Annotated in this window: 12 protein-coding genes; 9 read left to right on the top strand and 3 right to left on the bottom strand. The window is 71.2% G+C overall.

Translation table 11 applies throughout. The annotated features are described in order from the left end of the window. Positions 1–295: 295 nt before the first annotated feature. Positions 296–1,402: a hypothetical protein gene (locus ACFU6I_RS08900; protein ID WP_384363185.1), complete on the top strand. Its 1,107-nt coding sequence runs from the start codon at positions 296–298 to the stop codon at positions 1,400–1,402. A gap of 151 nt (positions 1,403–1,553) precedes the next feature. After that, a complete protein-coding gene (locus ACFU6I_RS08895; RefSeq protein WP_384363183.1) occupies positions 1,554–1,745 on the top strand; it encodes a hypothetical protein in 192 nt (63 codons plus the stop codon). On the opposite strand, the gene ACFU6I_RS08890 is transcribed toward ACFU6I_RS08895, so the two are convergent. Beyond that, the gene (locus tag ACFU6I_RS08890; RefSeq protein ID WP_384363181.1) at positions 1,736–2,326 is read right to left on the bottom strand and encodes a TetR/AcrR family transcriptional regulator; all 591 of its coding nucleotides are present in this window, start codon (positions 2,324–2,326) and stop codon (positions 1,736–1,738) included. The genes ACFU6I_RS08895 and ACFU6I_RS08890 overlap by 10 nt on opposite strands. Positions 2,327–2,404: 78 nt before the next feature. Between ACFU6I_RS08890 and ACFU6I_RS08885 the strand changes: the two genes are divergently transcribed. The 7 genes from ACFU6I_RS08885 to ACFU6I_RS08855 all read left to right on the top strand — a co-directional run bounded on the left by ACFU6I_RS08885 (position 2,405) and on the right by ACFU6I_RS08855 (position 9,832). Next, positions 2,405–3,934: an AMP-binding protein gene (locus ACFU6I_RS08885; RefSeq protein WP_384363179.1), complete on the top strand. Its 1,530-nt coding sequence runs from the start codon at positions 2,405–2,407 to the stop codon at positions 3,932–3,934. After that, positions 3,931–4,713, top strand: coding sequence for a crotonase/enoyl-CoA hydratase family protein (locus tag ACFU6I_RS08880; RefSeq protein ID WP_384363177.1), 783 nt, complete (start codon positions 3,931–3,933; stop codon positions 4,711–4,713). Before ACFU6I_RS08885 ends, ACFU6I_RS08880 begins: the two co-directional genes overlap by 4 nt. A 48-nt stretch (positions 4,714–4,761) precedes the next feature. After that, positions 4,762–5,805 (top strand): S66 peptidase family protein, encoded by a 1,044-nt coding sequence (locus ACFU6I_RS08875; RefSeq protein WP_384363175.1) that lies wholly within the window; start codon positions 4,762–4,764, stop codon positions 5,803–5,805. 232 nt (positions 5,806–6,037) lie between these two features. Beyond that, complete coding sequence (locus ACFU6I_RS08870) at positions 6,038–6,763, top strand: FadR/GntR family transcriptional regulator (RefSeq protein WP_384363173.1); 726 nt, start codon at positions 6,038–6,040, stop codon at positions 6,761–6,763. A 137-nt stretch (positions 6,764–6,900) separates the two neighbouring features. Further along, positions 6,901–7,668, top strand: a complete 768-nt coding sequence (locus ACFU6I_RS08865; protein WP_384363171.1) for a (Fe-S)-binding protein — start codon at positions 6,901–6,903, stop codon at positions 7,666–7,668. After that, entirely contained in the window at positions 7,665–9,203 is a 1,539-nt protein-coding gene (locus ACFU6I_RS08860; RefSeq protein WP_384363169.1) for a LutB/LldF family L-lactate oxidation iron-sulfur protein, read from the top strand. Before ACFU6I_RS08865 ends, ACFU6I_RS08860 begins: the two co-directional genes overlap by 4 nt. Continuing rightward, positions 9,200–9,832 carry a lactate utilization protein C gene (locus ACFU6I_RS08855; RefSeq protein WP_384363167.1) on the top strand — a complete coding sequence of 211 codons (633 nt, stop codon included), beginning with the start codon at positions 9,200–9,202 and terminating at the stop codon, positions 9,830–9,832. Before ACFU6I_RS08860 ends, ACFU6I_RS08855 begins: the two co-directional genes overlap by 4 nt. A gap of 45 nt (positions 9,833–9,877) precedes the next feature. Here ACFU6I_RS08855 and ACFU6I_RS08850 read toward each other — a convergent pair whose 3' ends face one another. Next, positions 9,878–11,764 (bottom strand): DUF2264 domain-containing protein, encoded by a 1,887-nt coding sequence (locus ACFU6I_RS08850; protein WP_384363165.1) that lies wholly within the window; start codon positions 11,762–11,764, stop codon positions 9,878–9,880. Then, entirely contained in the window at positions 11,761–12,813 is a 1,053-nt protein-coding gene (locus ACFU6I_RS08845) for a hydroxyacid dehydrogenase (protein WP_384363163.1), read from the bottom strand. Before ACFU6I_RS08845 ends, ACFU6I_RS08850 begins: the two co-directional genes overlap by 4 nt. Positions 12,814–12,848: the final 35 nt, after the last annotated feature.

The raw sequence follows: 12,848 nt of genomic DNA, 5'->3' as shown, positions 1-12,848 counted from the left end.
ACAAGGACTTCTTCCGTGCTGTTCCACGTCACGGCACGAGGCTTGGCCCGGCCGTCGCCGTCGCGTCCATACCGAAGGTGCCGGGCCGCGCGGCGAGCACCGAGCGCACCGCCGCGCCGCGCCCGCCGCAGCGTGCCGCGCCTTACCCACCGGGATGGGCGACGGTCGGCACCCGTTCGCGCCGGGGTCGATGCCGCACGCCGTGGCTGCGCTGCGGGCAGGGGACGGACGGAAAACACGTTGGCCGGCCGCTGCCGAGCTGCGACGATGCCCCTGTTTCCCGAGCGGAGGACATTTGTTCGTTTTCGTGTGTTCGGGGTGCGACGCCGAGCTGACCGCCCCGTTGTCCCAGGTCGCCCTGCCGGTCCATGCCCATCAGCAGTACGGGAACGGGCTTCAGCTCCCGGTGCTCATGGAGCCGGGGACGTTCGCCGTGGAACCGGAGCCCTGGGGGCCGCCGTGGCGGAGGTGGGAAGGGATCGATCCGGACGAGGCCGCGGCCCGTGGCGTCTACGCGCCGGTCCACGCCCTGTCCGACGGCGCGCCCGGTGCGATCGTCATCGCACCCGGGGATACCCGTGGCGCCGTGCTGATCCCGGAGAAGCGCGGCGGCGCCTGCTGCGGCCTCGACGGGTCCGACGGCCCCAACATGGCCTGCGAGGCGTGCGGTCTGCCGGTGGCGAGCCGGATCGACGACTGCTCGCTCTGGCAGGCCGTGTGGCTCGCCCCGGACGCCGTGCGCTGCCGGCCCGTGGAAGGCGTCGACGCCGGACCGCTCTCCTGGGCGGAGCTGATGGCGGAGGGGAAGGGTGTGTCCCCGTTCGAGCCGATCACCCCGTGGGGATCGCTGTCCGGGGCGAGCCACCGGTGGTCCTGGAGCCCGAGGTGGGTGGCGGCGGCCGGGTGGGCGTTCGCCCACCTCCTGGCGGCTTCGGAAGGCCGGGCGGTGGCCGTCCCTGACGGCCTGGCCGCGGAGGTGTTCCAACGCGCCCTCGACGCTCTACTGCCGGCCGGTCCGCCGGTGCGGCGCGCCGTCCTCGCCGGACCGGGACTGTCCGCCCCCGACACGGACGCCGATATCCTCCTCGTGCCGTCCCATCCGCAGACCGGGGAGGTCTGGACCCCACCCGCCTCGGCCGCCCGGGCGTATCTGGTGCCGTTGCCGTTCGGGGTGTGGCTCCGGCTGGTCTTCCCTGAGCCGCAGCTGCCCGTCCCCGCGTCGAATCTCATGCCCGACGACGTCCTTCGCGACGACCCGCCCACACCGAGTGTCCATGACTCGTTTCGGATCGACCATGGAGTGTTCAAGCGCACCCTGGCCCGGCTGCCGGCCGTCCGCAGCCCGTGGCTGAGCGAGATCCTCGAGCACCCCACACAACACATGCACGCGGGCAACTTCTAGTTGGCCGGCGGATGGCTCCGAGACCTTGCCCCGCCCCGTCCCATGGCCGTTCTGCCGCGGTGGAACAGGGCCGGACGGCGGTGCCCTCCGAAGTGGTGAGCATCTGCTGTCCGTCATGGAGTGTTGTCACCCTGTCACCTCCGTCTGGACGATGTCGACGCCCATCTGGCGGGCGAGGAAGAGCAGTTGGTGCGCCGGCCCAGCGGCGGACCCGGAGAACAGGGCGTCGGTGGCCGTCGCGCGGCGGGCGGGTTTCACGTACCTCAAGCAGGCCGTGGAAGCGGACGGCGCCTCGTTCAACCGGTACGTCCATGATCTGCGGGGCGCGCAGCCTCAGGGCTGAGCCCCCAGAAACCGCTCCGTCCACAGTCTCAGCAACGCGTCGTCGAATGCCGGGTCCTCGCGCAGCACACTGGTGAGGGCGAGACCGCGGTGCAGGACGAGAAGCGACTCGCAGAGCAGAGCGAAGTCCTCGCGCGCCGCCGTCTCCGGGCCGAAGACATCGGCCATCACCGCACGCTGAGCCGCGCCCACGTCCCGCTCGGCCGGAAGCAGCGCCGCTCTGAGATCGGGGTCGGTGCGGGCCGCCAGCCACAGCTCCAGACCTGCGAGGAAGTGCGGGCCCGACATCGCGGTGCGGAGCAGCGCGAGCCCCTTCTCGCGATCGTGCGGGCCGCTCTCCGTCTCCGTACGGATGTGCGCGAGCCGCACTTCGGCGACGTGATGCGTGGCGGCCGCCAGCAGATCGGCCTTCGAGGCGAAGTGGTGCAGCAGCGCGCCGCGGGAGACCCCGGCCCGCTCCTGCACGCGTTGGGTCGTGGTGCCGGCGAAGCCGTAGTCGACCAGACAGCCGATCGTGGCGTCGAGGAGCCTGAGCCGGGTCTCCTCCCGGCGTTGTTGCTGGGTACGGCGCGGAGCGGGCATGTCGGCGAGCGTACGGCACGCCTGATCCGCCACATACAGTCTGGACGGACTGTATGTGGCGGGTCTATCGTCCGGGCCATGCTTGCCGTAGACCTGGTTCGCCGCGGTGCCGCGCGTTTCGCAGGGCGTACCGCCGTGCATTTCGAAAACCGTTCCCTCACCTATGCGGAGGTCGACGAGGTTGCCAACCGCCTGGCCCACGTCCTCGCAGGACTGGGCGTCGGCCGCGGCGACCGGGTCGGGCTGCTCCTCGGCAACGGGATGTGGTCCATCTCCGTCGACTTCGCCTGCCTGAAGGCCGGGGCCGCCCGCGTCCCCCTCAACGACCGGCTCTCCGCCGCCGAACACACCCGCATGCTCCAGGACACCGGAGCGACCCTCCTGGTCTACGGGCCGGAACGTGCCGAGCGTGCGATCGAACTCGCCGCCGCCGTACCGGGGCTGGTGCTCGCCTGCCTCGGCAGCCCCGACGCGGCCGGCCACCTCGACCTGCCGGCGGCCATGCGCGAGGCGAGCCCGGCAGACCCGATGCTGCCCGCCGCGCCGGACGACGTCATCCTGATTCTCTACACCTCCGGCACCACCGGCACGCTCAAGGCGGCCCAGCACACCCAGGCGAGCTACGCCGCGATCACCGCGAACATCCTGTCCAATCTCGTCTCGCCGGGCCGGGACGACGTGATGCTGCACGCCGCGTCCCTCATCCACGCCAGCGGCACCTTCGTGCTGCCGTACTGGGTGCGGGGCGGCGCGGCCGTCGTCCTCGGCGGCTTCGACCCGGACGAGTACCTGGCGGCCATGGCCCGCTACGGGGTGACCGCCGTCAACCTCGTCCCCACCATGCTCGGCATGCTCTTCGCCGACGGGCGGGCCGAACGCGCGGACCTCGCCCGGCTGTCCACCGTCGTCTACGGGGCCAGCCCGATGCCGCGCCCGCTCATCGAGCACGCACTGGACGCCTGGGGCCCCAGGTTCGTCCAGTACTTCGGCCAGACCGAGGCGCCGCTGTGTCTCACCGTGCTGGACAAGGACGACCACGCCGAGGGCGGCGAACTGCTCGGTGCCGCCGGGTATCCGGCGGTCGACGCGCAGCTCGTCCTCACCGACGAGGACGGCGCCCCCGTGGCGCCCGGCGCGATCGGCGAGGTCCGGGTCAAGGCCCCGTTCACCATGGCCGGGTACTACAACGCCCCCGAGCTGACCGCCGCGAGCCTCACCGGCGACGGCTGGATCCGCACCAGGGATCTCGCGCGCTTCGACGACCGCGGCTGTCTGCACCTCGTCGACCGCAGCAGCGACATGATCATCACGGGTGGCTACAACGTCTACCCGCGCGAGGTCGAGGACGCCCTCGCGAGCCACCCCGCGGTCGCGCAGTGCGCTGTCGTCGGTGCCCCCGACGCCACCTGGGTCGAGGCCGTCACCGCCTTCGTCACGCTTCGACCCGGTGCCGAGGTCTCCGAAGGGTCCCTGCGCGACCATGTGCGCGCCCGTCTGGCCGGCTACAAGGTGCCCAAGGCCGTGCACTTCGTCGAGACCATCCCCTGCTCGCCGGTCGGAAAGATCCTCCGCCGGGCCCTGCGCGACCCCCTGTGGGAGGGAAAATGACGGCCGGACACCCCGCCGTACGGATCGAGCGCGACGGCCCCGTCTTCACGGTGATCCTCAGCCGCCCCGAGGTCCGCAATGCCGTCGACGGGCCGACAGCCGACCAACTCGCTGACGCCTTCCGGACCTTCGAGTCCGACCCGGACGCGTCCGTCGCCGTGCTGTGGGGCGAGGGCGGCACCTTCTGTGCCGGTGCGGACCTCAAGGGCATCGGCACGGCACGCGGCAACAAGGTCCTCGCCGAGGGCGACGGCCCCATGGGTCCCACCCGGATGCGGCTGAGCAAACCCGTCGTCGCCGCAGTCTCCGGCCATGCGGTGGCCGGCGGCCTGGAACTCGCCGTCTGGTGCGATCTGCGCGTCGTCGAGGAGGACGCGGTCTTCGGTGTCTTCTGCCGCCGCTGGGGCGTTCCCCTGGTGGATGGCGGCACGGTGCGCCTGCCGCGTCTGATCGGGGAGAGCCGCGCCATGGACATGATCCTCACCGGTCGCCCGGTCCCGGCGGCGGAGGCGTACGACTTCGGGCTCGCCAACCGGCTCGTGCCGACCGGTCAGGCGCGTCACGCGGCGGAGCAACTCGCCCGGGAGATCGCCGCGTTCCCTCAACTGTGCCTGCGTCACGACAGGCTCTCCGCGCGCGAACAGTACGGTCTCTCCGAGCAGGAAGCCCTGGCGGCCGAGTACCGGCACGGTCTGGTTCCGCTGACCGCGGGTGAGACCCAGGCCGGTGCCGACCGGTTCGGAGGCGGTGCGGGCCGCCACGGCTCGTTCGCCGACTGAGCCGAAACCCGGCTGACACCGGGAACGGGCTGGTCCTACGCTCGCCGGATGACGACACCCAGTTACCCGGACAAGCCCCGCCCCGGCGACCGCGTCGCCGTCATCTCCCCGTCCTCCGGACTGCCCGGAATCCTGCCCCTGCCCTACGAGTTGGGGCTGCGCAGACTCCGCGAGGAGTTCGGGCTCGAAGTGGTGGAGTATCCGGCGACGCGCACCATGGGATCGACTCCGGCCGAGCGGGCCGCCGATATCCACGCGGCGTTCGCCGACCCCGAGATCAAGGCGGTGATCGCCAGCATCGGCGGTGACGACCAGATCACCGTTCTTCCGCACCTGGACCGCGAGCTCCTGCGCGCCAACCCCAAGCCGTTCTTCGGGTACAGCGACAACACCAACCTGCTGGTCCTCCTCCGGAACCTGGGCATCGTCGGCTACCACGGCGGGTCGGTGATGGTCGAACTCGGACGCCCCGGCGCGATGCACCCCCTGACCGCCGACTCCTTGCGAGCCGCCCTCTTCACCCGGGGAACCTACGAACTGACTCCGGCGAAGGAGACCGACCACGTAAACCGCCCCTGGGAGGACCCGCGAACCTTCGACTCGGAGCCCGGGATGCGACCCGCCGACGGCTGGATCTGGCACAACGCCGACCGGGTCGTCGAAGGGATCGGCTGGGGCGGCAACCTGGAGATCCTGTCGTGGCTGCTCATGGCCGACCGTGAGATCCGGCCGGTCGACGAGTACACCGGCAGCGTGCTCTTCCTGGAGACGTCCGAGGAGATGCCCTCCGCCGACGAGGTCTACAGGATTCTGCGGGGCATGGGAGAGCGTGGGCTCCTCCAGCAGTTCCCCGCGCTGATCATGGGGCGGGCCAAGTGCTGGTCGTTCGCACAGCCGCTCGGCGCCGAGGACGGGGACCGGTTCCGCGCGGAGCAACGGCAGGCGGTCCTGCGCGCGTTGAGCGAGTACGCCCCCGACACGACGGCCGTCCTCGACGTCGACCTCGGCCATACGGACCCGCAGGTGGTGATCCCGTACGGCGGACACATCCGCGTCGACGGGACCGCCCGCCGCATCGTCGTCACCTACTGAGGCCTCACCTGCCGAGCTGGGCTCCTTCCCGGTCGGCGAAGTATGCCGAAGGGGTCGAGCCCGGCGTCCGGCGGAACATCGCCGTGAATGCACCGGGTGTCGCGTAGCCGAACCTGTCCACGTCCCGTGTGCGGCGGGAGGCGACGGGGGCAGTCGTGGTGCGCCGAATCTTTGGTCCGACCACATGGCGTGTGTGACATAGTGGGAGCAAAGCCGAAGCAGGGGGTGAACGGTGCCCGTCGAGTGGCAACCCGTACGGCAGTCCCGTACGCATGAGCTCGTGCTCCAGAGCATCGAGGAGCGGGTGTTCGCGGGAGAGCTCAAGGCGGGGGACCGGCTGCCGCCCGAGCGTGAACTCGCACCGGTGCTCGGCGTCAGCCGATCCGCGCTCCGTGAGGCGCTGCGGGTGCTGGAGACGATCGGGGTGCTCGTCGCCCAGCCCGGCCGCGGCCCGGATGCCGGGGCGCGGATCGTGCGCAACCCCGACGATGCCCTCGGTCGACTGCTGCGGCTCCACTTCGCTCTCGGCAGCTACAGCCTGGAGGACGTCCTCGAAGCGCGCGTCGTGCTGGAACGGTCCAGCTTCGAAGCGGCAGCCACCCACGCCTCCGCCGAGGATCTGGACGAGGCGGAGCGCCTGCTCATACGCATGGGGGAGCCGGATGTCGGCGTGGCCGAGTTCAATGATCTGGACACCCGCTTCCATGTGCAGATCGCCCGCAGTTCCGGCAACGAACTGACCTCCACCCTCACCTCCGCCGTGCGTGAGTCCGTACGTCCGCTGATTCTGCGGGCGCTGGAGGCGGCCGAGGACTGGCCGGCCACGGCGGCCGGGCTCAACGCCCAGCACGCCGAACTGCTGCGGCTGGTGCGCGCGGGCAAGGGGGCGAAGGCGGCCGATCTGGTCGAGCGGCACATCCGCAGCCTGCACGGCACGCTGGTGGACGAGAAGGAATAGCCCGCAGGGCATCGGGCGATCGAGGGGCGGTGTGCATGTGCACCGCCCCTCTCGCATGTCCCGACCCCTTCACCTTCCGGACCGAGGCTAGTATGGTCCGACCATACAAAGGCCAGAGAAACGATCGGAGAGGCCCCATGCGTATCGGACTCTTCGCCACCTGTCTGGGAGACACGCTCTTCCCCGAGGCGGTGAAATCCACCGCGGTCCTGCTCGCCCGCCTGGGACACGAAGTGGTGTTCCCGCCGGAGCAGACCTGCTGCGGTCAGATGCACGTCAACACCGGCTACCAGCGCGAGCCCGTCCCCCTGGTGCGGAACTTCGCCGAGCAGTTCGGCGACCCGTCCATCGACGCCGTCGTCATGCCTTCGGGATCGTGCGCCGGATCCGTGCGCCACCAGCACGAGATCGTCGCCGAGCGATACGGCGACACGGCCCTGCGTGCGGGTGTCGCCACCGTCAAGGCCAAGACGTACGAGCTCTCGGAGTTCCTCGTCGACGTCCTCGACGTCACCGAGGTCGGCGCCTACTTTCCCCACCGCGTCACCTACCACCCCACCTGCCACTCCCTGCGGATGCTCCGCGTCGGCGAGAAGCCGCTGAAGCTGCTGCGCGCCGTCGACTCCATCGACCTCGTGGAGCTCCCCGAGGCGGACTCCTGCTGCGGGTTCGGCGGTACCTTCGCAGTGAAGAACGCGGAGACGTCGACCGCGATGCTCCAGGACAAGATGCGCAATATCGCCACCACGAAGGCGGCCGTGTGCACCGCCGGGGACTCGTCCTGTCTGATGCACATCGGCGGCGGACTCTCCCGTATCAAGTCGGGCACCCGCACCCTGCACCTCGCGCAGATCCTCTCCTCCACCCGCACCTCGCCGTACGTCCTGACGGAGGCCGTCCGATGAGCAGCACCTTCCTCGGCATGCCCGCCACCCCGCCCCGCTCCCCGTACGGGACGGGCAATCTGCGCGGCGACCGGAAGTTTCCCGCGGCCGCCCACGACGAGCTGCGCAACGAGCAACTGCGCCGCAACCTGGGCAAGGCCACCCACACGATCCGCGCCAAGCGCCTGAACGTCACCGGCGAACTCCCGGACTGGGAGCAGTTGCGCGACGCCGGCTCGGCCATCAAGACCGACACCATGAACCGGCTCCCCGAACTCCTGGAACAGCTGGAGCAGCAGGTCACCGAGCGCGGCGGTACCGTCCACTGGGCGCGCGACGGCGTCGAGGCCAACGAGATCGTCACCCGGCTCGTCCGGGCGACCGGATCCACGGAGGTCATCAAGGTCAAGTCGATGGCCACCCAGGAGATCGGTCTCAACGAACACCTGGAATCGGCCGGCATCACCCCGTACGAGACGGACCTCGCCGAGCTCATCGTGCAGCTCGCCCACGACAAACCGTCACACATCCTGGTGCCCGCCATCCACCGCAACCGCGACGAGATCCGGCAGATCTTCCTCAAGGAGATCCCCGGCGTCGACCCGCGGCTCGACAACGTGCCCGCACATCTCGCCGCCGCGGCCCGCGCCTATCTGCGGGAGAAGTTCATGACGACGAAGGTGGCGGTCTCGGGCGCCAACTTCGGGATCGCCGAGACCGGCACCCTGTCCGTCGTCGAGTCCGAGGGCAACGGCCGGATGTGCCTGACCCTGCCCGACACCCTGATCACCGTCATGGGCATCGAGAAGGTGCTGCCGCGCTATCAGGATCTCGAAGTCTTCCTGCAGTTGCTTCCGCGTTCGTCGACCGGGGAGCGGATGAACCCGTACACCTCGATGTGGACGGGCGTGACGCCAGGCGACGGACCGCAGGATTTCCATCTGGTCCTCCTCGACAACGGACGGACCGCCGCGCTGGCCGACCGGATCGGGCGCGAGGCGCTCAACTGCATTCGCTGCTCGGCCTGTCTCAACGTCTGCCCGGTGTACGAACGGGCCGGCGGTCACGCGTACGGATCGACCTATCCCGGACCCATCGGCGCGGTCCTCACGCCGCAACTCGCCGGGATGCATGCCGCCAAGGACGACCCCAACAGCTCGCTGCCGTACGCCTCCAGCCTCTGCGGCGCCTGCTTCGATGCCTGCCCCGTCAAGATCGACATCCCGTCGCTGCTGGTCGAACTGCGCCACCAGCACACCGAAGAGTCCGGTACGACGGCCGAGAAGCTGGCCATGAAGGCCGCGGCCGGCGTGATGAAGAGGCCGAAACTGTTCACCGCCGCCCAGAAGGCGGCGGGGCTCGGCCGGGTGCTCGGTGGGCGGGACGGGAAGATCTCGCATCTGCCGCCGCCGTTCAGCGGGTGGAGCGACAGCCGTGACACCGCGGCGCCGCCGAACCAGTCCTTCCGGACGTGGCTGGCGTCGGACGAGGGTGCCGCGACCATGCGGGCCGCCGCCGACGAGTACGACAGGAACCAGCACGAGGAGGAGAAGTGACGAACGCTCGCGCCACGGTGCTCGGTCGGGTCCGGGACGCCCTGGCCCTCGCCCCCACGCCGGACACCGCCATCCCGCGTGACTACCGGACCGGCCGCACGCTCCCCGACGACGAGCGACTCGCACTCTTCACCGACCGGCTCGTCGACTACAAGGCGCAGGTGCGCACCTGCACGGTCGCCCGCACCGCCGAGGTGATCGCCCAGGTGCTGGACGGGCTCGGTGCGCGGAGGATCGGGGTGCCCGCCGGGCTCGACGAGCAGTGGCTCGGCGCGTACGACGGTGACGTCCAGCAGGACTCCGCCGACATCCCGGCGCCCCGGCTCGACGCGCTGGACGGAGTCGTCACCGCGTCGGCCGTCGGCTGCGCCGAGACCGGCACGATCTTCCTCGACGGCTCACCCGACCAGGGCCGGCGGGCCCTGTCGCTCGTCCCCGACCTGCATGTGTGTGTCGTCGATCTGTCGGCCGTCGAGGTGGGGGTTCCGGAGGCGGTCGCGCGGTTGGTGCCGGAGCGTCCGACGACGCTGATCAGCGGGCCGTCGGCCACGTCGGACATCGAGCTGGAACGGGTCGAAGGGGTACACGGTCCGCGCACGCTGGTGGTCGTGATCCGCGTCGACGCATAGGGACATCCGCCGGACGGCCAGGAGGCCGTCCGGCGGACCCAGCGGTCAGCCGTGCTCGACCGTCAGCGGTTCGAAGGCGATACGGGTCGTCGCTCCGTCCTCCGCCCAGCCGACCTCGACCGTGTCGCCGTCCACGTTCACACCGCTGACCGCCGCCGCGAGTCCCGTCGGCTCCGCCTCCGTCGTCAGCGACGCGAGCGACACCAGCAGAACCGTTCCCTCCGCCTCCGCGCCCAGCCTCGGCACCACCGCCCACCGGGCGTACGCCGTGCCCTGCGGAGCCCGTACCTCGTCCCGGGTCTCCCAGCCGTGCAGGCCGTGCAGCTCGGACCGTGCGGAGTCGTCCGGGCCGGTCGCCCAGCCCGTCTGCTCCACCCGCGCCCCGTCCGGGGCGCCCAGCACCCGGTGCACCCGCAGCTCGTACCGGCCGCGGACCACCGTGACGCTCTCCACCCGCATCCCCGGCACCATCGACGGACCGGACGTGAAGACGGGGCGGTGCCAGGATGCCGCCCAGCCCCAGCCGTCGCCCCCTCCCGCGCCCAGCGGGCGGATGCTGCGACGGCCGCTGCGTACTCCGCCGACGACGACGGCCAGGTGGTTGTCCGCCGCGTTCACCCGCGACGTGGGGCCGGTCACCGTGGAGTACGACCAGCGGCTGTACAGCGGGTCGTCCTGCACACCCGACTCGCCTTCGTGCGGCCGGACATGGTCGCTGCCGTGGTTGTGCAGCCGGACGATGCCGTCCGCCCGGGTGGACTGGATCAGCAGACCCGGTGCGGGCAGCGCCAGCACCCGGTCGGGGCCCTCGCTGGGCGCGGGCTCCTCGGTCGCCGTCCACAGCGGATGGCCGTCCGGGGCGAGCAGCGCGACGAACGCCTTGGACGCCCAGTACGGGGACGCGGGTCCCGAGTAGTGCTGCAGCGTCGCCTCGTGCGGGCCGTGCCAGCCCAGGTTCAGCAGCCCGTCCGTACCCGTCGCGCCGCGGTCCAGGAAGTAGCGCAGCGATCCGCTGATCACCCGCCGCGAGGCGCCGGGGGAGAGCGGGGTGTGCCCGGTGAGGGCGCCCAGCGCGACAGCCGAACCGGCCGCGAACCGGTAGGTCAGCGAACGCCCGAAGTGAACCGGGGCACCGTCCCCGCCGAACAGCAGCGTGTAGTTGTCCAGGTGCTCGCGCAGCCGGGAGCCGTAGTGCGCGGACAGTTCCGGGTCGCCCGACAGGTGCGCGTCCAGCATCGGGTAGAGGTGCAGCGCCCAGCCGTTGTAGTGGTCGAAGGCGCGACCGTCCCCGTCGGAGTACCAGCCCTGTCCGCAGTACCAGCTTTCCAGCAGGTCCAGCGCCCGTTCCTTCGCCCGGGACGTCTCCGCGTCACCGCGGCCCACCGACTCCAGGAACGCGGCCACGGAGTAGGGGAACAGGTACCAGTTGTTGGGGGCGGGCGTGTGCCGCAGCGCGCCGCGCAGCCACTCCTCGGCGCGGTCCTGGACACCGGCGTCCAGCCGGTCCCACAGCCAGGGACGGGTCAGCCGAAGCCCGATGGCGACCGAGGCGGACTCGACCATCGGCTGGCCCTGCACATGGTGGTCGAGGATCAGCGGCCAGGACTCCAGGTCGTCCCGGCCGGGCGTCCGCGTACCGGTCGCGAGACCGTCCGCGTACCGGTCGACCCAGCCGTGCGGGTCCTTGCCGTCCGCGCCCGCGACCCGGAACGCGGCGGCGAGGAACGTCCGGGCATAGCCCTCCAGACCGTCCGAGCGCACCCCGGAGCCGGACGGCCGCCCCGGCAGGTCGAGCAGGGCGCTGCCGGGGGTGGACCACTGCCAGGCAGCCCGCAGCATTCCGTCCGCCGCCGCCTCCCAGTGCGCCCGGGTGTAGCCGGTGTGCGGGCTCGCGCCGCGGTCTTCGGAGGGGAGTTCAAGAGGAGAGGTCATGCGAGGAATGCCAGCCTTTCGCGTCGTACGGGGTGGGCGAAGCCGTCGCCTGCGGCCCAGCGGTCGATCTCGCCGACCGCCAGGTCGACCAGCCGCCGCCACTCGTTGCCCTGCGAGCCCGCGAGATGGGGAGTGATCAGGGCGTTCTCGCACTCCCACAGGGGGTGCGAGGACGGCAGCGTGTCGGGGTCGGTGACGTCGAGAATTGCGCGGATCCGGTTCTGCCGGAGTACATCGGTGAGCGCGTCCTGATCGACGACGGCGCCCCGCGAGGTGTTGATGAGCACCCCGTCGGGGCGCATGGACATGAGCAGTTCGCGACTGACGAGACCGAGGGTGGCGGGCAGCAGCGGAGTGTGGACGCTCACCACATCGCTCTGCGCGAACAGTTCGGCGAGGCCGACCGGACGCACGCCCAGCTCGGCGGCGTCCGCCTCGGAGACGCACGGATCGTGCAACAGCACCCGCAGGTCGTACGGGCGCAGCAGCTCGATGACGCGCCGGCCGATCAGCGAGGCGGACAGGATGCCCACGGTGCGCCCGTAGTTGCCCACCTCCGCCGAGGTGCGCAGCCAGTCGTCGCGCGAGTGCTCGGCACGGTAGTCGCGGGCCCGCTCCAGAACTCGTTTGCCGGAAAGCAGGATCATCGCGACGGTGTACTCCGCGACCGGCAGCGCATTGGCCGCCGCCGCCGAGGACACCTCGATGCCCCGCTCCCAGCAGGCCTCGGTGACATGACCGCGGACGCTGCCCGCCGTGTGGACGACGGCACGCAGCCGCGGTGCCGCCGCCAGTACGTTCTCGTCGAGCGGTGGGCAGCCCCAGCCGGTGACCAGGATCTCGGTGTCCGCGAGCGTGGCGCGGGCCCGCTCGGTGATGAAGTCGTCGAGGACGGGCAGAGGGGCGAGTTCGCACACCCCGGCGAGTGCGGCCAGGGCTCCGGGGGTGAGGACGGCGGCCGCGGCGTCCGGCTTCATGGCGACGGCGGCGCGTGGTCGGCGGTGTGTGGTGGGGGCGGTCGGGACGGTCGAGGCGGTGCTGGGCATCATGCTCCTGGTCGGGGAGTGGCGCGGACGTGATCCGG

It is taken from the genome of Streptomyces sp. NPDC057486 (assembly GCF_042802415.1).
In the GTDB taxonomy this organism is placed as follows: Bacteria; Actinomycetota; Actinomycetes; order Streptomycetales; family Streptomycetaceae; genus Streptomyces; species Streptomyces yanii.
This window is presented reverse-complemented; position numbering and strand designations above follow the sequence as displayed.